The organism is Desulfovibrio simplex, from assembly GCF_055387835.1.
In genome coordinates, this window is the sequence record NZ_AP042377.1 from 806769 (window position 1) to 825653 (window position 18885).

General features: G+C 59.5%; 14 protein-coding genes. 11 read left to right on the plus strand and 3 right to left on the minus strand.

Going from position 1 to position 18885, the window contains the following annotated elements:
* Positions 1–39: 39 nt before the first annotated feature.
* Entirely contained in the window at positions 40–756 is a 717-nt protein-coding gene (locus ACZ5DH_RS03310) for a DUF3426 domain-containing protein (protein WP_464255734.1), read from the plus strand.
* 602 nt (positions 757–1358) lie between these two features.
* Here ACZ5DH_RS03310 and ACZ5DH_RS03315 read toward each other — a convergent pair.
* On the minus strand, positions 1359–2726 hold the full coding sequence (locus ACZ5DH_RS03315; protein ID WP_464255735.1) for an MFS transporter: 1368 nt from the start codon (positions 2724–2726) through the stop codon (positions 1359–1361).
* 10 nt (positions 2727–2736) lie between these two features.
* Entirely contained in the window at positions 2737–3570 is an 834-nt protein-coding gene (locus tag ACZ5DH_RS03320) for an amidohydrolase family protein (RefSeq protein ID WP_464255736.1), read from the minus strand.
* Positions 3571–4295: 725 nt separating this feature from the next.
* Here ACZ5DH_RS03320 and hpsG point away from each other — a divergent pair.
* The 9 genes from hpsG (at position 4296) to aat (ending at position 16205) form a co-directional block, all read left to right on the plus strand.
* Entirely contained in the window at positions 4296–6791 is a 2496-nt protein-coding gene (gene hpsG, locus ACZ5DH_RS03325) for a (2S)-3-sulfopropanediol dehydratase (protein ID WP_464255737.1), read from the plus strand.
* Between the two features lie 138 nt (positions 6792–6929).
* Complete coding sequence (gene hpsH / locus ACZ5DH_RS03330) at positions 6930–7871, plus strand: (2S)-3-sulfopropanediol dehydratase activating enzyme (RefSeq protein WP_464255738.1); 942 nt, start codon at positions 6930–6932, stop codon at positions 7869–7871.
* A gap of 26 nt (positions 7872–7897) precedes the next feature.
* Entirely contained in the window at positions 7898–9298 is a 1401-nt protein-coding gene (locus ACZ5DH_RS03335) for a sigma-54 interaction domain-containing protein (protein ID WP_464255739.1), read from the plus strand.
* The gene (locus ACZ5DH_RS03340; RefSeq protein WP_464255740.1) at positions 9295–10248 is read left to right on the plus strand and encodes a DMT family transporter; all 954 of its coding nucleotides are present in this window, start codon (positions 9295–9297) and stop codon (positions 10246–10248) included. The genes ACZ5DH_RS03335 and ACZ5DH_RS03340 overlap by 4 nt, the downstream gene beginning before the upstream one ends.
* A gap of 138 nt (positions 10249–10386) precedes the next feature.
* Positions 10387–11757: a DNA repair protein RadA gene (gene radA, locus ACZ5DH_RS03345; RefSeq protein ID WP_464255741.1), complete on the plus strand. Its 1371-nt coding sequence runs from the start codon at positions 10387–10389 to the stop codon at positions 11755–11757.
* 2 nt (positions 11758–11759) lie between these two features.
* The gene (locus ACZ5DH_RS03350) at positions 11760–12404 is read left to right on the plus strand and encodes a class IV adenylate cyclase (RefSeq protein WP_464255742.1); all 645 of its coding nucleotides are present in this window, start codon (positions 11760–11762) and stop codon (positions 12402–12404) included.
* Between the two features lie 24 nt (positions 12405–12428).
* Complete coding sequence (gene clpS, locus ACZ5DH_RS03355; RefSeq protein ID WP_464255743.1) at positions 12429–12749, plus strand: ATP-dependent Clp protease adapter ClpS; 321 nt, start codon at positions 12429–12431, stop codon at positions 12747–12749.
* Positions 12750–12756: 7 nt separating this feature from the next.
* Positions 12757–15384 (plus strand): ATP-dependent Clp protease ATP-binding subunit ClpA, encoded by a 2628-nt coding sequence (clpA, locus tag ACZ5DH_RS03360; RefSeq protein ID WP_464255744.1) that lies wholly within the window; start codon positions 12757–12759, stop codon positions 15382–15384.
* A 17-nt stretch (positions 15385–15401) separates the two neighbouring features.
* Complete coding sequence (gene aat / locus ACZ5DH_RS03365) at positions 15402–16205, plus strand: leucyl/phenylalanyl-tRNA--protein transferase (protein WP_464255745.1); 804 nt, start codon at positions 15402–15404, stop codon at positions 16203–16205.
* Here aat and ACZ5DH_RS03370 read toward each other — a convergent pair.
* Entirely contained in the window at positions 16166–16660 is a 495-nt protein-coding gene (locus tag ACZ5DH_RS03370) for a hypothetical protein (RefSeq protein ID WP_464255746.1), read from the minus strand. The genes aat and ACZ5DH_RS03370 overlap by 40 nt on opposite strands.
* 57 nt (positions 16661–16717) lie before the next feature.
* Between ACZ5DH_RS03370 and uvrB the strand changes: the two genes are divergently transcribed.
* Entirely contained in the window at positions 16718–18754 is a 2037-nt protein-coding gene (gene uvrB, locus ACZ5DH_RS03375) for an excinuclease ABC subunit UvrB (protein WP_464256495.1), read from the plus strand.
* The last annotated feature ends 131 nt before the right edge of the window (positions 18755–18885 follow it).

Genomic DNA, 18885 nt, shown 5'->3' on the forward strand with positions numbered 1-18885 from the left:
TGGTTATGACTGCCGGATACGGTTTTGGGGAGTAACGGCATGGAAGTAAGATGTCCCAATTGCTCAAGCCGCTTTAACCTGCCGGAGCAGTTTGCCAAGGCAGGCACGAAGTTGCGCTGCACGGTGTGCAAAACGGTTTTTGCTTTTGACCCGGCGGAACAACTTGCGACTCAGGGCCCGTTGCCGGACATGCCGGTCAAGGGTCGGGGCCGGCTTGGAAAAATACTGGGAGTGCTGCTGCTGGTTCTTGTCTGCGCTGGCGGCGGCTATGGGTATTTCAAGTACTTTGCCTCCACCCCGGCGAGCCCGCCCACAGAACAGGAACTGGCCAAAAAGGTGGAATTGCTCACCATGCGCAATGTGCGCCAGTACTATGTGGACAATGAAAAAGTCGGCAAGGTCTTTGTCATTGAAGGCAAGGTCGTCAACGAATTTCCTGATCCCAAGGAACTGGTGTCTGTTGAGGCAGCCATTTACGACAAGGATAAAAAAGCCCTGGCCACCAAAAAGCAGCTGGGCGGCGTGCAGCTTTCGCTTTTCCAGTTGCAGGTGTTGAGCGAAAAGGAAATGGAATCCTTCCTCAATAACAAGGTGGAGATTCTGACCAACAATACCAATGTGCCGCGCGGTGGCGAGGTTCCCTTCATGGTGCTGTTTTATGCGCCGCCCGAGGGCATCGCCGAGTTTGGCGTGCGGATTGTTGACGTCAAGGATGTGCCGGCGCCAGGTAGTAAGGACGTGGAAAAAGCCAAGTAGGCGCCTGACGAACCCGGCAGCCTGATGGCTGCGGCGGGTTTGCGGACCGCATTCTTTGCGCGGCCCGGATGTATGCATCCGGGCCGCGCTTCTTTACTCAGAACAGCAGTGTGTGGTGCGATGCCCAAAAGACGCCGTCTCTGGCCACGCTCCAGATCAGAAACCCCTTAGAGCAGTTAATAATGAAATGCTCGCGTACGGCAGGCAAAAGCCTGCCTGCGCTTACGCCTCCGTAGCGAACGTCTGCTCACGCAGCCGTCAGAGCAATTTAAAAGTTAAATTGCTCTAATACTCTGCTAAAATACGACAAAGGTTTTAGGGGGGGTGGGGGAGGGGACCCTTTCGCAAAAGGGTCCCCTCCCCCACAAAGCGTTTCTTGCCCACAAAATATTTCAATACGGCAGTGCACTCGTGCAGCCCCACAATTCATACCTTGTTACGTATGAACCCCGCATCCGGCCCTGTGGTAGTGGACAGGCAGGATGCGGGGTTTGCATGGGATGGACGCGGCAGTTGCACCGGCTGGCTTGGTGGACCGGCGCCAGCGGGCGGGGATGCGGCAACATCTCCCGCCCTTTTGGAGGAAAATCAGAGTGCGTGCGTTATTCCGGTACAACATTGCCGTCGACGACAACATCGTCGTCAGCGGGCAGCGCGCGGGGCTCGGCCTTGGCCGATTTCAGGCTGCTTATCCAGGCGGTCGCCAGAGCGCTGATGACGCCTGCCACAAGCAGGTAACCGCAGAGATACCAGGGCTGTGAATCGTTGGCCTGCACCAGCATGGTGGCGATCATCGGCGTCAGGCCCGAAGCGAAGATGCCAGAGAACTGGTACACGAACGAGATGCTTGAGTAGCGCACCGTGGGGTCGAAACTTTCGGAGAACAGGCTGGCCATGCTGGCGTATGCGGCGGCGTAGATGATGCCGAAGGGCACGATAATGGCCATGTAGACAAAGAAGAGGTTGGTGGTCGCATAGTTGTGCAATACCCAGAAAACGGGGTAGGCGGTCACGCCAAGCAGCAGGGCGGCGGTTCCGAAAATGCGGGCCTTGCCGATGCGGTCAGCCATGGCCCCCCACATGGGAATAAAGCAGGCCATGACGCCGGATGCCACCACCACGGCCATCAGGGCCACGGTGCGGCTGACCCCGCAGGTCTGTGTAAGATAGGTCAGCGAAAACACGCCGAAGACGTTGAAGGCGATGCCTTCCACAAAGCGCGCGCCCACGCAGGCCGTAAGGGTTTTGGGATAGCGCTTGAAGGCTTCCAGCATGGGGTAGCGGATTTTCGCCACTTCCTTCTTGGCGGAGGAGAAGTCCTGCGTTTCCTGAACAGAGGTGCGGATATACGCGCCCACCAGCACCAGGACGGCGCTCAGGATAAAGGCTATGCGCCAGCCCCAGGAAATAAAGGCTTCTTCGGGCAGTAAAAAGGAGAGCAGACCAATGACGCCGGAAGCCAGCATGAGGCCCAGTGAAAGGCCGATCTGGGGCAGGCTGCCGTAAAAGGCGCGCTTGTGCGCCGGCGCGGACTCATACGCCATAAGCACAGCGCCGCCCCATTCGCCGCCAAGGCCGATGCCCTGGGCCAGACGGCAGACGACCAGCAGAATGGGCGCCCAGATGCCGATGCTGTCATAGGAGGGGATGCAGCCGATAAGCACAGTGGCCACGCCCATGATCTCAAGCGTGAGAATGAGCATTTTCTTGCGGCCTATCTTGTCGCCAAAATGGCCGAAAATGAAGCCGCCCAGGGGTCTGGCCACAAAGCCCACGGCAAAGGTGGCAAAAGCCAGAATGGTGCCCACGCCCGGCGAAAATGAGGGGAAGTAGAGCTTGTTGAACACAAGCCCGGCCACGACGCCGTAGAGGAAGAAGTCGTACCATTCGATAACAGCGCCCATCAGGGAGGATATCACCACGCGGCGCAGGTTTTTCTGTGCTTGTACATCGGTAGCGGCAACGCTCATTTCATTCTCCTTATGCCAGGCCCAGCACGCGGCGGGCGTTTTCATGCATTACCTTGCGGCGGGCCTCTTCAGTCAGTTCAAAAGCTTCATATGCGTCCAGAGCGTCGGCCAGTTCCACAAAGGGATGAGCGCTGGCAAAAAGCACCTTGTCGGTAATAAGTTCGTTCATGGCCTGTACGTACACATCGACCATGGGCGCGCGTTCGTATTCAGAAATATCCATATACACATTGGCGTTGCGCAGGCAGGTATAAATGGCTTCATTCACAAAGGGATAGCCGCCGTGGCTCATGATGAGCGTGAGTTCGGGGAAGTCGCGGGCTACCTTGTCAACGTCGCGCGGGTCCGCATACTCCAGAATGGCGCCGGGAACCTGCGGGGGAGGGGCCATGGTGATGAACACCGGCAGCCCGAGTTCGCAGCATTTGGCGTAGATCGGGTAAAAACGGGCTTCAGAGGCCGGAATGTGGGCAAGATAGGGGTCAATGGCTATGCCTTTCATGCCGTATTCGGAAGCAACGTGTGCGATTTCGCGCAGGGCGGCCATCTTTTTGTGCGGGTCAATGCCCCAGAACCCAACAAATTTTTTCGGATAGGCCCGGCAGAATTCCAAAACGCTCTGGTTGTTGGCCGGAAAACCGTAAGTTGTTTCGCAGTCGCGGCCGGTGATGACACCGAGCTCGACGTTGAGCCGGTCGAGGTCAGCCACGATGTCTTCCAGAGGCTGCGGCTTGCGCTTGTCAAAACCGATAGCCTTGCAGGCGGCCTTGAACATGGCGCTGTTTTTGATGCCATTGATGATTTCCGGTGTGTTGGGACGGAAGCGAAAATCTATGACCTTCATGCTCAGATCTCCTGAACTGTCTGAAGTGTTGAAAGGCGCGCCCTTTGGTTTACGCGTCCACGAGGTCCGGTCTGCCCCGCGGGCATGCCTGGGGCGCCTGCCGCAGGTGTGGAATGTGATGTTTTTCTCATCTTCTCCTCTCTGCCTGACGATTATGAAAAGTTGGACAGTATCCACGAATCTGCCCTGCTTTGTGATTTTTTTCGTTTTGCAGGATGCGTGCCAGAATGTACAGAGGGACTGTGCGTGGTATGAAAATAAAAACTTAATATTATAAGTATGTTATATTTAAAGCGTGGCTGTGGCCGATTTTTGCAAAAAGGGCTGTCGCAGATTTGCAACTAGCAGGAATCGTTGTTTATGGCCAAATGCGCTGCTTGTGAAAAGAGAATCATACTTGGTGGGCATCGGCTTGAGACCTATCAGAAAGCTTGTAAATCAGCGTGCGGTGCAAATTTGCGTCGCACATTTAGGGCTTTTTATCAAAAAAGCTTACTGAATGATGCAAATTTGCGGCTCTTGTGAAGACAGGCGCAGGGGTATTGGAGAGGGAATAGAGTTTTTTTTAAAAAATTGTTTAATATCTGCATGTTATAAATTATGGCATACCCCATGCAACGAGGGGCCAAACAACGAGGATTGCCAAACCCACAAGGCGTTCTCCGCGCGGCGGCATATGCGCAAGCCCGCGCGCTTTATATTCATACTATTTCAGGAGTAGCGTGATGAGCATGACCACTTGCGAATGCCGGTCCCCTCAGGAGCAGCGTCTGTATGACAAGATTGAGGGCAAGGAAGACAGATTCCGCAAAACCCATCCCCGCGTATTCAATCTGCTTGAGCGGTTTGAAGGGCAGAAGCCCCGTATTGATATCGAGCGCGCCCTGTATTTCACCCAGTCCATGGAGCAGACAGAAGGTCAGCCTCTGGTCCTGCGCTGGGCCAAGGCTCTCATGCACATTGCCCAGAACATCACCGTCTACGTGCAGGACGGGCAGCTGCTGCTGGGCCGCGCCGGGTGCGACGGCCGTTACGGCATCCTCTACCCTGAACTGGACGGCGACTTTCTGGATATAGCCGTGCGCGATCTGCCCACCCGCAAAACTTCGCCGGCCACCATTACGCCCGAAGACGCCAAGCGCGTTGTGGAAGAGATCGCTCCCTACTGGAAAGGCAAGACCTATCACGAAGCCCTGAACGCGGCCCTTCCCGCCGAAGTGCACAAGCTTACCTATGACGATCCTGAAGGGCTCATCTCGCGCTTCATCGTCAATGAGACCTCTTCGTTCCGCTCGTCCATCCAATGGGTGCATGACTTTGAAAAAATCCTCAAGCGCGGCTTCAACAGCATCAAAAAAGAAGCCGAAGAAAAGCTGGCCGCCCTTGATCCAATGAGCGCCAAGGACGACCGCGAAAAGCGCCCCTTCCTTGAGGCCGTGGTCATCGTGAGCGACGCCATTGTGCTGTGGGCCAAGCGTCACGCCGTGCTGGCCCGTGAAATGGCTGAAAAAGAGACCGATCCCACGCGCAAGGCCGAGTTGCTGCGCATGGCTGAAAATGCCGAGCGCGTGCCCGGCGAACCCGCCCGCGACTTCTGGGAGGCCTGCCAGAGCCAGTGGTTCACCCAGATGTTCTCGCGCATTGAGCAAAAGACCGGCACCACCATTTCCAATGGCCGCATGGACCAGTACTTCTACCCCTACTACAAGCAGGACCGCGCCGCGGGCAAGATCACCGAGGCCCAGGCCATGGAACTGCTGGAATGCATGTGGGTCGGCATGGCCGAGTTCATCGACATGTACATTTCGCCCACCGGCGGTGCTTTCAACGAAGGCTACGCCCACTGGGAAGCCGTGACCGTCGGCGGACAGACCCCGGACGGCCGTGACGCCAGCAATGACCTCACCTACCTGATCCTCAAGTCCAAGCGTGAATTTCCGCTGCACTACCCGGATCTCGCGGCCCGCATCCATTCCCGCGCTCCTGAGCGTTACCTCTGGGACGTGGCGGAAACCATCAAGTACGGTTCCGGTTTTCCCAAGCTTATCAACGATGAAGAAATCGTGCCTCTGTACGTTTCCAAGGGCGCGACCTTTGAAGAGGCGCTGGACTATGCCGTTTCGGGCTGCACAGAGGCCCGCATGCCCAACCGCGATACCTACACCTCCGGCGGCGCGTACATCAACTTCGCCGCTGCTGTGGAAATGGTGCTGCGCAACGGCCGCATGAAGAAGTACGGCGATCAGAAGCTGGGCGTTGAAACGGGCGACCCGCGCAACTTCAAAACCTGGGACGAATTCTGGAATGCCTATGTGGAACAGCACATGCTTTTCCTCAAGACGGCTTTCACTCAGCAGTACATCATCAACAAGCTGCGCGCGCAGCACTTTGCGCAGCCCATGGGCTCGGCCATGCACGATCTGTGCATGAAGCACTGCATCGACCTGCATCAGGAGCAGGTCCCCGAAGGCATCAACCTGGGCTACTTTGAATACATGGGCCTGGGCACCGTGGTGGACTCTCTGGCTGCCGTGAAAAAGCTGGTCTTTGAAGAAAAGAAGCTGACCATGGGCAAGCTCATTGACGCCATTGACGCCAACTTCGAAGGATATGACGACGTGCGCGCCCTGCTGCGCTCGGCCCCCTGCTACGGCAACAATGACGAGTACGCGGACGCCATCGGCCGTGAAATCGACAAGATTTCCGTGGAATACGGCAACAAGTATTCCATGAAGGACCTGGGCATCCACAACGACGTGCGCTACGTGCCCTTCACCTCGCACGTGCCCTTTGGCAAGGTGGTTTCCGCCACGCCCAACGGCCGCACCGACAGCTTCCCCCTGTCCGACGGTTCCTCGGCCTCGCACGGCGCGGACGTCAACGGCCCCACGGCGGTGCTGCTTTCCAACTACAACACCAAGAACATGGGCCTGCGCGACCGCGCCGCCCGTATGCTGAACATCAAGTTCACGCCCAAGTGCGTGGAAGGCGAGCAGGGCACGGAAAAGCTGGTGTCCTTCATCCGCACTTTCTGCGACCTCAAGCTCTGGCACGTGCAGTTCAACGTGGTCAACAAGGGAACCCTTGTGGCCGCCCAGAAGGACCCGCAGAAATACCGCAACCTTATCGTGCGCATCGCCGGTTACAGCGCCTACTTTGTGGACCTGTCGCCCGATCTGCAGAATGACCTTATCGCCCGTACCGAACACGACGCGATGTAGGCACAGACACCCTCACGGCGGGGAAGGGTCACGGCCCTTCCCCGCATTACTGTGTTGAGGGCTGCGCGCGCAGAGGCTTTTTTTGCGCGGGCAGCCCTTGAACCGCACCGATCAACCGACTTCGCAAAGGAAGGGAATATGTGCCTGGATGACAGCCAGCAGCAAGGCATGGTGTTCAACGTTCAAAAATATTCCGTACACGACGGGCCGGGCATACGGACCATTGTATTCCTCAAGGGATGTTCCCTTTCGTGCGAGTGGTGCAGCAATCCCGAGTCGCAGAAGCCCTATCCGGAACTTGCCTGCAATCATGGCCGCTGCATTGACATTTCCAAATGCGGACACTGCGTTCCCGCCTGTCCCCACGGTTCCATCACCTGCGGCGACGATGACAAGCCGGTCATCGAACGCAGTCACTGCGCGGGGTGCGACATGCCCTGCGCCGCGGTTTGTCCTGCCCAGGGTTTGCTGGTATATGGAAAGAAGCGCACGGTTGACGATGTGCTGCGCGTTGTGGAGCAGGACATGCCCTTTTACGCCCGCTCCGGCGGCGGTCTGACCCTTTCGGGCGGCGAACCCCTGTTGCAGGGCGGTTTTGCCCTGGCCATGCTGCGTGAAGCCCGCACCCGCCGCATAAAAACAGCCGTTGAGACCTGCGGCATGGTGCCCGCTGAAACAGTACGCGAGGCCGCGCCCTATCTGAATTACGTTCTTTATGACATCAAGCATATGGACAGCGCTGTGCACGAGGCGCATACAGGCCTGCCCAATGCCCGCATCCTTGAAAATTTCCGTATTCTGGCCGAGGAATTTCCCGATGTGCCCATACTGGTCCGCACGCCCGTCATTCCCGGATTCAATGACAGCGAGGACGCCATCAGGGCCATAGCGGAATTCATCAGGCCCTATGGGCGCGTCAGCTACGAAATGCTGGCCTATCACCGTTTGGGTACCCAGAAGTACCACTTTCTTGGCAGAGATGTTCCCATGGGCGAAGTGAGTCTTGATAAAACCCATATGGACAGGCTGCAAAAGGTCGCTCTGGACATTTTGGGCGAGCGGGTGCAGATTTCACACTGATTTCTCAGCATGTACCGGGTTGAAATATGGCCGACCGTTCTCAGGAACTGCTTTCAAAACATGTGGAGCGCATACTTGACGCCCTGCCCGAGGGCGTTTTCATCAGTGACGCCTCGGGCACGAGCCTGCGCGTCAACCGTATGTACGAGCAGTTGACGGGCCTTACGCAGGCGCAGTTGCAGGGCAAGAACGTACGATGTCTGGTGGAGGAGGGGGTTTTTGACCACATTCTGAACCCGGAAATCGTGCGTACCGGCCGGCCCGCCACACATGTGCAGCAGCTCAAGGACGGCAAAAAGCTGGTGCTGACGGGTTTTCCCGTTTTTGATTCGCGGGGTGACCTTTGCCTTGTGGTCACCTTTGCGCGCGACATTACCCTGCTGGTGCAGTTGCAGGACCAGGTGACGGGGCAGTGCAAACTCATTGATCAGATCAACGACCAGTTGGCCTACATTACCAATGAGGGCAACAAGGTGCGTGAACCTGTCTGCGCCAGTCCGGTCATGCGCGAGGTGGTCTCGCTTTTGCGCCGTTTTGCCGCTACGGACGCCACCGTGCTTATTCTGGGCGAAACGGGCGCTGGCAAGGATGTTTTTGCCCGTTTTACCCACGGCCTTTCGGAACGGCGCGACAAGATACTGCTCAAGGTGGACTGCGGCGGCATCTCTGAAACCCTTACGGAATCGGAGCTGTTCGGTTATATGCCCGGCGCGTTTACCGGGGCCTCCAGCAAGGGCAAGGCCGGATATTTTGAAATTGCCGACGGCAGCACCATTTTTCTGGATGAAGTGGGCGAGTTGCCCCTGTCCATGCAGACAAGGCTTCTGCGGGTGCTTCAGGACGGGGAAATCATGCGCGTGGGCGCGTCAAGCCCGCGCAAGGTGGACGTGCGCATCATTGCGGCCACCAACCGCAACCTGGCCGAAAGCGTGGAGGCGGGCACCTTCAGGCGCGACCTCTATTACCGCCTCAATGTGGCCACGGTGCGCATTCCGCCCCTGCGCGAACGCTGTGAAGACGTGCGCCTGCTGGCCGAACACTTTCTGGAACACTATATGGCCAAATACCACAAGGTCATGGCCTTTATGGACGTGACCCTGGACATGATGGCCGCCTATGCCTGGCCCGGAAACGTGCGTGAACTCCAGAACCTCGTGCACAGTCTTGTCATCACCCTCACGGGGCCGCTTATTTCTCCGCGTGATCTGCCCGCGCAGATTTCCGGCGTGAGCAACGACGCTTCGCGCTACTCGGAAGAAGTCCTCAGCGCGCGCCGCCCTCTGCGTGAGATCATGGCGGAGATGGAGCGCGATTTTCTGCTCAAGGCCATTGAGGTGCATGGTTCGGTGCAGCGCGTGGCCGAGCTTTTTCAGGTCAACCGCAGTACCATTTTCCGCAAGCTGCAAGGTTCACGGGACCCTCAATGACTTCGGGCGGCAGCCGTTCCAATGGCGCGCGCCAAAACGGCATGGCTCTCACGGCGGTCATCACGCTGGTCTGCATGACTTTTTTCGCGGCAAACTCCTTGTTGTGCCGTATGGCCCTTGCCGGGGCGGGTATGGACGCCGTGAGCTATACCGTCCTGCGTTCCCTGTCCGCCGCCTTTGTCTTGTGGCTGTTTCTGCGGCTGCGCGGTGAGCGGGTGTTGCGGTTCGGCAGTTGGGGCGCGGCTCTGGCCCTTTTTGCCTATATGGCCTGTTTTTCCTGGGCCTATGTCAATCTGCCCGCCGCCGCCGGGGCCCTCATTATTGCCGTGGCCGTTCAGACAACCATGGTGGGCGCGGGAGTGGCCCTTGGCCAGCGCCCCAGCCGCGCTCAGACGCTGGGCATAGCCCTGGCCATGGCGGGCCTTGTGTACCTGCTGCTGCCGGGTCTGGACGCGCCCCCCCTGTGGCCGTCGGCCATCATCTTTCTTTCCGGCGTGTCGTGGGCCGTCTATACGCTGCTGGGCCGCCGCAACAGCGCGCCCGTGGCCGCCACCGCGGGCAATTTTGTGCGTTGCCTGCCGCTGGCGCTGCTGTTTCTGCCCCTGGCCTGGTTGGGACATACCGGAGGAGGGGCCGGAGTCGTGGCCGGAGTCGGGGCAGGTGGCGTGGCATGGGGAGGCGGCCCGGCGCTGCCCCTTGCGGGCGTGTTCTGCGCCCTCGCCGCCGGGGGCATTGCCTCGGCGCTTGGCTATGTGCTGTGGTATTCCGTTTTACCCAGGCTCAGCGTGCCCACGGCCGCCGTGGTGCAGTTGAGCGTGCCGCTTATTACGGCCCTTGGGGGCGCGCTGTTTATGGGGGAGGCCTTCACCCTGCGCCTTGGCATAAGTACGGCGGCCATTCTTGGCGGCATTTTTTGCGCCACGGTTCTGGCCGCGGTGCGCAGGCCATAAGCGCCGCCGCGGCCCGCAGCCTCTCAGCTGTGCCGCGCGCGAGCAGGATAGTACCGCTTCTCTTTGAATTTTTTACCATTTACGCGGAAGCATGCCCGCCAGCTTGCGCCACACGGACTTTTTCCGTAATCTTGAATCATGGCGAAACTACGTGAAATATATGTATGCTCCTCTTGCGGGGCACAGACCATGCAATGGCGGGGGCAGTGTCCCGGCTGCCATGAGTGGAACACTCTGGAAGCGTCCGTACAGGCGCGCTCTGCAGGCAAGGCGCGCACGTCTGTGGGTGGCGAGACTCCTGCCGGGCGTCCTGTATCCCTGTGCGACGTGGAGGACTCCGGCTACGAACCCTACGGCAGCGGCCTGCAGGCGCTGGACAGGGTGCTGGGCAACGGGCTTGTGCCCGGAGCGGCCATTCTTGTGGGCGGCGAACCCGGCATAGGAAAATCCACACTGTTATTGCAGGTGGCGGGGCTTGTGGCCGCAGAGATGGCCGCCAGAGGCCGCCCCGTGCTCTACGCCAGCGGCGAGGAATCATTGCCGCAGATCAAGGGCCGGGCGGAGCGCCTTGGCATGCTTGACGCAAATCTGCTGGCGCTCGCCACTTCCCGTGTGGAAGACGTGGTGGAGGCCGCCAACGCGCAGAATCCGGCCCTGCTTGTGGTGGACTCTGTACAGACCCTCACCAGCCTTGAGGCCGAGGGCCTGCCGGGCAACGTCAGTCAGGTGCGGGCTGTGGCCACGTCCCTGCTGGAAGCCTGCCGACGCCTCGGCTGCACGCTCATTCTGGTGGGCCATGTGACCAAGGACGGCGTGCTCGCCGGGCCACGCCTGCTGGAGCATATGGTGGATACGGTCATTTCGCTTGAAGGCGACCGCCGCCAGATGTTCCGCCTGCTGCGTGTGTTCAAGAACCGCTTTGGCCCCAACGAGGAACTGCTGGTTTTCCGCATGGGGCAGCAGGGCATGCAGATCGTTGACGACCCTTCCACCTTCTTTCTGGGCCAGCGCGACGCTTCGCTGTCCGGCACAGCCGTGGTCATGGCCGTGGATGGCCAGCGCCCGCTTGCCGTCGAAGTGCAGGCGCTTGTGTCCCGCACCTTTTTGAGCATTCCGCGCCGGGCTGCCCTTGGTTTTGACGTCGGTCGGCTGCACCTGTTGCTGGCCGTTCTGGAAAAACGTCTTAAACTCAATTTCGGGCAGGTGGATATTTACGCCAAGGTGGGCGGCGGCATGAAGCTGAACGAGCCGGGGCTGGATCTTGCGCTGGTGGCCGCCGTGCTTTCATCGTATTATGATGTGCCGCTGCCGGAAAAATGCGTGCTCTGGGGCGAGGTGGACCTCAACGGGCAGATACGGCCTGTGGCCGCGCAGGAATTGCGCCTCACCCAGGCCCGGCGGCTGGGTTTTGACCCCATTGTGCATCCTGGCGACGACAAGGGCGGCATTGCCACCATCGCGGCCCTGCAACAGCGTCTTTTTCACCGACGCCAGAGGCCGGAGGAATAGCCATGGCGCTGGAAGTGGAACGTAAATTCCCGGATGTTGATCTTGACGATCTGCGCGAACGCCTGCGTGAGCACGGCGCGCGCTGCCTTGGCGCCCACTTTGAGAGCAATACGGTTTTTGACACGCCGGAGGGCGACCTTTTTTCCAGTGGGCGGCTGCTGCGCCTGCGCAACCAGGAGTGGCCCCACAAGGCCCGCTGCGTACTGACCCTGAAGCTGCCCGCTGCGCCCCCGGCCGGGGCGGAACACTGCAAGGTGCGGGATGAGCGCGAGGTCGGGGTGGCTGATGCCGCCGCCATGCGCCTTATACTTGAAGGCCTTGGCTACAGCCCTGCCGCGCGTTATGAGAAGGTCCGCGAGCCCTGGCGTCTGAACGGCGTGGAAGTGGAGCTGGACACTCTGTCCTTCATGCAGGGCGCGGAACTGGAAGGCCCGGCAGAGGCCATCAATGCCGTGCAGAAAAGCCTGGGCCTTGACAATGTGACAATCAGTACCAAGAATTATCATCAGCTGCATCAGGATTGGCTGCACCGCAACAACCTGCCCCCCCGCCGATCCTTTGTGTTTGACGAAACGCAGAGGCGGGCATGGCGACGGCAGCTGGGGCTGCCGGATGAAGACTGCCAAGTTTTCCCTGAACAGCGCTGAATACTTGTGCCGTGGAGCAATTGCATGCCCGTTTGTAACGAGAACCAGAATGGCGGCGAAAGCCAGATCATTGTGGAAAAAAAATTGAAGGAGCCCGACCGTTATCGGGTGCTCCTGCACAACGATGATTACACCAGTATGGATTTTGTGGTGGCTGTATTATGCAGCATCTTTCACAAATCCACGGAAGAGGCCACCGTCATCATGCTGAAAATACACCAGCATGGCGTGGGACAGTGCGGTGTATACACCCATGAAGTAGCAGAGACCAAGGTGAAAAGGGTTCATCAGGCGGCCAAGGCTGCGGGATTCCCCCTCAAATGCACCATGGAAAAAATTTATTGAGATGCCTATGTTGAGCAAGAGTGTTCAAAGCGTCATTCGTGACGCCCTTATGGAAGCGCACCGGCGTCGCCACGACCTGCTGACTGTGGAGCATGTCCTTTTTGCTCTTACCAACAGCATGCGCGGGCGTATTCTGCTTGAGGGCAGCGGGGCCAGTGTGGCCGTGCTGCGCGAGCAGCTTGAAGAATTTTTTAACCGCGAAATGGAAGTCGTGCCTCTGGCGGGCAGCCATGAAGTGGCCCAGACAGAAGGCGTACAGCGCGTGCTTGAACGCGCCTTGAGCCATATCCGTTCCGCCGGGCGCGACACCGTGGAACTGGGCGATCTGCTCATTTCCATCATGGACGAAGAAGAAAGCTATGCCCATTACTATCTGCGCAAGCAGGGCGTGGAGCGTCTGGATGTCCTGACCTTCGTGTCGCACGGCATGGACGAGGGCGGCGGCTCCAAGGGCGCTGGCCAGGGCGGCGACGCTGACGACAAGGAAGGCAAGACCGATCCTCTGGCCCAGTACGCCGTAGACCTTACGGCTCGCGCCCGCGAGGGCAAGATAGACCCCCTGGTGGGGCGCGTGACCGAGCTTGACCGCGCGGTGGAAGTGCTGTGCCGTCGCCGCAAAAACAATCCGCTTTTTGTGGGCGACCCCGGCGTGGGCAAGACAGCCCTGGCCGAAGGTCTGGCTTTGCGTATTGTTGAGGGCAACGTGCCGGAGATGTTCGCCAAGGCCCAGTTGTTCGCCCTGGATATGGGGCTGCTGCTGGCGGGCACCCGCTACAGGGGCGACTTTGAAAGCCGCCTCAAGGCTGTGGTGCAGCGCTTGATGGAAATTCCGGACGCAATTTTGTTTATTGACGAAATTCATACAATTGTGGGCGCGGGCTCCACTTCCGGCGGCTCTATGGACGCCTCCAACCTGCTCAAGCCCATGCTGGCCAACGGCGACCTGCGCTGCATCGGCTCCACGACCTATGAAGAGTTTCGCAACCACTTTGAAAAGGACCGTGCTCTGGCCCGGCGGTTTCAGCGCATAGACCTTGCTGAGCCGAATACCGAGGAATGCCTTGCCATCCTTCAGGGGCTTGAAAAGCGCTATGCCGACTTCCATAAGGTCAGGTACAGCCCGGCCGCCGTCAAGGCCATGGTTGATCTGACGGCCCGGCATGTACGTGACCGCCTGCTGCCCGACAAGGCCATCGACGTGCTGGACGAATCCGGCGCTGCCGTCCATCTGGGACGTGGCGTTCAGAATGGCGCTCGCAAACAGCCTGCTGGCGGCTCTGCCGGCAAGATCGCTGCGGGCGGCAGGATGGCGCGCCCCATGGTGGGCGTGGCCGATGTGGAACGCATTGTGGCGCGCATGGCGGGCATTCCCGTGCGTACCGTGTCCGGCACGGAACGCAACCGTCTTGCCTCGCTTGAAAAAGACCTCAAGGAGCTTGTGTTCGGCCAGGATCCGGCCATCGAGCTTACGGTGCGGGCCATTTTGCGCGCCCGTGCGGGTCTTGGGCAGGAGCAGCGCCCGGCAGGAGCCTTTCTGTTCTATGGCCCCACTGGCGTGGGCAAGACAGAAGTGGCCCGCAGCCTTGCCAAGCTCATGGGCGTGGAGTTTCTGCGCTATGACATGAGCGAGTATATGGAAAAGCACTCGGTGTCGCGTCTTATCGGCGCGCCTCCAGGCTATGTGGGCTTTGATCAGGGCGGCCTGCTCACGGAAGCCGTGCGCAAGGCCCCGTATTCCGTAGTACTGCTGGACGAAGTGGAAAAGGCCCATCCCGATATCTTCAACGTGCTGCTTCAGGTGATGGACTACGCCACCTTGACCGACAATACGGGCAGGAAAACGGACTTCTCGCACGTGATCCTGATTATGACCTCCAATGCCGGGGCCTTCGACATGTCGCGTCCGGCCATGGGGTTCGGCGGCGCGTCGCGGCAGGATGCGGCCCACAAGGGCCTCAAGGCTGTGGAAAATACCTTCAGCCCCGAATTCCGCAACAGGCTCGACGCTCTTGTGCCTTTTGGCAGCCTGACCGAAGACATGATGCTGCGCATCGTGGACAAGTTTGTTGGTGAAATCACCCACAGCCTTGAGCAGCGGCACGTGCAGCTTGATCTGAGTCTGAACGCCAGGCAATGGCTGGCCCGCAAGGGCTTTGACCCCGCCATGGGCGCAAGACCGCTGCGGCGTCTGCTGCGTACGGAACTGGAAGACAAGTTGGCCCACGAATTGCTGTTCGGCTCCCTCTCCAAGGGGGGCAGCGCGCGGCTTGACGTTGTTGATGACGCGCTTGTGCTCAACGCGACCGGTGTCGAGGCAAGAACGCCCACCAGGGCGGCCACGACCAAGAAGGCGAAAGGCGCCAAATCCGCCGCTGGCAGCAAAGCTGAAAAGTCCGGTGGCGCAAAGGCCAAATCCGGCACTTCGGGTAAATCCGGCAATCCTGGTCAGTCCGGTAAATCCGGCGCGCTCGGCAAGTCGGGAACGTCCGGCAAGCCAGGCACGTCGGAAAAACCCGGCGGCAAGCCTCGCGCCAGGAGTAAGGCGGACTCTTCCAGCAAGACGGAAAGCCAGGGCAAGGCTGGCACTGCAAAAAGCGAAAAAGCAGCCAAAAAGCCGCCCAAGAGCAAGGTTTGACAACGGGGCGGCAGGCTGTGGAGACGATCTTCGCGGCACTGGCCGCCCAGTTTCCCCCGCTTGAAGCGGCCCGTGAAGACGGCCTGCTCTGCTTTGGGGGCGACCTGCGGCCGGAGCGCTTGCTGGCGGCCTACAGCCGGGGGATTTTTCCCTGGTACGAGGCCGGGCAGCCCATACTCTGGTGGTCGCCGGACCCGCGATGCGTGCTGCCGCTGGAGGAGTTTCGCCTTCCTGCCCGCAGTGCCCGCGCCTTACGACAAAAGCCCTTTGAACTTACCCTTGACGCGGCCTTCGGCAGGGTCATACGGGCCTGCGCCCAGGCACGCACGCCCCATGGCGGCACATGGCTCACGCCTGCGATGATCGAGGCGTATGACCGCCTGCACGCCATGGGTTTTGCCCACAGCGTGGAGGCCTGGCGCGATGGAGAACTGGCCGGGGGGCTGTATGGCGTGGGATTTGGCAGGGTGTTTTTTGGCGAGTCGATGTTTCATGTTGTTTCCGAGGCGTCGCGCGCGGCCCTGGCCGGTCTTGTGGCCCTGCTGCGCCTGCGCGGCGTGACCTTGCTGGATTGCCAACAGGAAACCCCGCACATCATGAAGATGGGCGGGGTTCTTCTGCCTCGAGAGGCCTTTGTGCAAAGGCTGCGGGAAGCTCTGGCGCCCCCTGCGGATGTGGAGCCCGGCGTCGGACTGCCCTCAACGGAGCATGTCATCTGCGGGGATACAATCCACAAGGTGTCTGACGAGCAGGTCTGGCAGCCCTGGCGTGAAGGCTATGACTATTCGCTGTCCAGCGGAGCGTGGGCTTCCAGATCGTAATACCCGTGAGCCACGAAGGGCAGGGGGTAGTCGCGCACGGTTTCAAAACGGATGAAGCCCGTGCTCTTGCCCTCGGTAATGCCCGCCAGGGGCGCTACGCCCATGGGAACGGGTATGTCCATCGGACAGACGGTGATTTTTTCGATATGATCGGCATAGCGCTGCTCAAGGTAGTCCGCCAGAGCGCGACTTTCTTCGGCAGTGAAGGCTTCAAGAATACAGCGCAGGGCGGCTTCTTCCGTAGCGCCCTGAAGCACTTCGGCCGGAATGGACGGGTCGGGGGGAGCCACCAGGCCAAGGCCGCGCAGGGCTTCCAGTTCTTCATCACCGCCGTTGGGCCGAAAAACCTGCACGTCCACATGGCGGCGGCCCTTGAAGGTCTTGAGCGTTGCGGCCACAATGTAAATTCTGTCCAGCGGCAGGTCGAACTGCGTGGGCACGATGATCTTTTCCATAGCACATCCCGTGGTTAGCGTATTATTTCACACCCTCTTACCCCAAAACAGAACATGATGGAAGACAAGTCCGCTACCCCTTTCAGCCTGGAAACAGCGTATGTTCCCACAGGCGACCAGCCCACGGCCATTGACGAACTGGTGAGCAACATTCAGGCAGGGGTGCCCGCCCAGGTGCTTTTGGGCGTCACGGGTTCCGGCAAGACCTTTACCATGGCCAACGTGATTGCCCGCTGCAACCGTCCGGCCCTGGTGCTTGCGCCCAACAAGACCCTGGCCGCACAGCTGTACGGCGAATTCCGCGCGCTTTTTCCGCGCAACGCCGTGGAATATTTTGTCAGTTATTACGACTATTACCAGCCAGAGGCCTATGTGCCCGCCTCTGACACCTATATCGAAAAAGACTCCTCCATCAACGACAACATCGACAAGCTGCGCCACGCCGCCACCCACGCCCTGCTCACGCGGCGCGACGTCATAATCGTGGCCTCTGTCTCGTGCATCTACGGCCTCGGCTCGCCGGAATACTACGCCAAGATGGTCATTCCCGTCGAGGTGGGCCAGCATTTTCCCATGGACAAAATCATCACGCGCCTTGTGGAAGTGCATTACGAACGCAATGACTACGATTTTCACCGAGGCACCTTCCGCGTGCGTGGCGACGCCCTTGAAATCATACCGGCCTACCATCACGAGCGCGCCCTGCGGCTGGAATTTTTTGGCGACGATATCGACGCCATGCGCGAAATTGACCCCCTCACAGGCGAAGTGCTGGCGGATGTGTCCAAGACTGTGCTGTACCCGGCCAGCCACTTCGTGTCCGCGCAGGACAACCTCAAGCGCGCCGCCAGCGACATACGCGACGAACTGGCGGAGCGGCTTATTCTGTTCAAAGAGCAGGGCAAGCTTGTGGAGGCCCAGCGCCTTGAACAGCGCACACAGCTTGATCTTGAAATGATTGAAGAGCTCGGCTACTGCAACGGCATCGAAAACTATACCCGCCACCTTGATGGCCGCGTGGCGGGCGAACCGCCCTCATGCCTGCTCAACTACTTTCCCAAGGATTTTCTTCTTTTTGTGGACGAGTCGCATATTACCGTTCCGCAGGTGGGAGCCATGTACAAGGGCGACCGCTCGCGCAAGACCACCCTTGTGGACTACGGCTTTCGCCTGCCGTCGGCCCTGGACAACAGACCTTTGCAGTTCAACGAATTCACGGCCCTGCTCAATCAGGTGGTCTATGTGTCGGCCACGCCGGGCAAGTACGAACGCGATCAGGCGCAGGGCATTGTGGCCGAGCAGATCATCCGGCCCACAGGTCTAGTGGACCCCGTGGTGGAGGTTCGCCCCACCAGGGGGCAGATGGAAAACCTGCTGGGCGAGTGCCGCGGCTGCGTCAGCCGGGGCGAGAGGGTGCTTGTGACCACCCTGACCAAACGCATGGCCGAAGACCTGACGGAATACTGTTGCAACATGGGGGTGCGTGCGCGCTATCTCCACTCTGACATCGACACCCTTGAGCGCATGCAGATCATCCGCGCGCTGCGCATGGGCGAGTTTGACGTGCTGGTGGGCATCAACCTGCTGCGCGAGGGTCTGGACATCCCCGAAGTGTCCCTTGTCTGCATTCTGGACGCCGACAAGGAAGGCTTTTTGCGATCCACAGGTTCGCTTATTCAGACATTTGGCCGCGCCGCGCGTAATGCGCAGGGTCGGGTCATCCTGTACGCCGACAAGATGACGGATTCGATGAAGGCCGCCATGGACGAAACAGCGCGCCGCCGCGCCAGACAGACGGCGCATAACGAAGAACACGGCATCACGCCCACCAGCACACGGAAAAGCCTTGAATCTCCGCTGGATAGTTTGTATGTGGAAGATGGCGCTTCACGCGGGCGCGGCAAGGGCCGTGGCAAGGGCAAGGGGCAGGAACCGGACGCCGTTCCGCTTACTGCCGAGGATACGGCTCTGCTGGTGGCCAAGCTTGAAAAGGAAATGCGCCAGGCCGCCCGTGATCTTGAGTTCGAGCAGGCCGCCCAGTTGCGCGACCGCATCCGGGTGTTGCGGGCGCGCTTGATTGCCTTGCCCGACTAGAGCATTTAAGAAAGCACTGATTAAAGAGCCTGTTGGAAACGCGCAGTTGTTTCGGTTGGCAAGGCGCGATCTTTTTTTGAAGCAGGAGTGGACTCTTCCGTCCTTGACTGTTTCAAAAAAAGTGAAGCAAC

What these genes read in the sequence shown, in the direction of transcription:
- ACZ5DH_RS03310 (WP_464255734.1), top strand. Translation starts at nt 40, where the DNA reads ATGGAAGTAAGATGTCCCAATTGCTCAAGCCGCTTTAACCTGCCGGAG.
- ACZ5DH_RS03315 (WP_464255735.1), bottom strand. Translation starts at nt 2,726, where the DNA reads ATGAGCGTTGCCGCTACCGATGTACAAGCACAGAAAAACCTGCGCCGC.
- ACZ5DH_RS03320 (WP_464255736.1), bottom strand. Translation starts at nt 3,570, where the DNA reads ATGAAGGTCATAGATTTTCGCTTCCGTCCCAACACACCGGAAATCATC.
- hpsG (WP_464255737.1), top strand. Translation starts at nt 4,296, where the DNA reads ATGAGCATGACCACTTGCGAATGCCGGTCCCCTCAGGAGCAGCGTCTG.
- hpsH (WP_464255738.1), top strand. Translation starts at nt 6,930, where the DNA reads ATGTGCCTGGATGACAGCCAGCAGCAAGGCATGGTGTTCAACGTTCAA.
- ACZ5DH_RS03335 (WP_464255739.1), top strand. Translation starts at nt 7,898, where the DNA reads ATGGCCGACCGTTCTCAGGAACTGCTTTCAAAACATGTGGAGCGCATA.
- ACZ5DH_RS03340 (WP_464255740.1), top strand. Translation starts at nt 9,295, where the DNA reads ATGACTTCGGGCGGCAGCCGTTCCAATGGCGCGCGCCAAAACGGCATG.
- radA (WP_464255741.1), top strand. Translation starts at nt 10,387, where the DNA reads ATGGCGAAACTACGTGAAATATATGTATGCTCCTCTTGCGGGGCACAG.
- ACZ5DH_RS03350 (WP_464255742.1), top strand. Translation starts at nt 11,760, where the DNA reads ATGGCGCTGGAAGTGGAACGTAAATTCCCGGATGTTGATCTTGACGAT.
- clpS (WP_464255743.1), top strand. Translation starts at nt 12,429, where the DNA reads ATGCCCGTTTGTAACGAGAACCAGAATGGCGGCGAAAGCCAGATCATT.
- clpA (WP_464255744.1), top strand. Translation starts at nt 12,757, where the DNA reads ATGTTGAGCAAGAGTGTTCAAAGCGTCATTCGTGACGCCCTTATGGAA.
- ACZ5DH_RS03370 (WP_464255746.1), bottom strand. Translation starts at nt 16,660, where the DNA reads ATGGAAAAGATCATCGTGCCCACGCAGTTCGACCTGCCGCTGGACAGA.
- uvrB (WP_464256495.1), top strand. Translation starts at nt 16,718, where the DNA reads ATGGAAGACAAGTCCGCTACCCCTTTCAGCCTGGAAACAGCGTATGTT.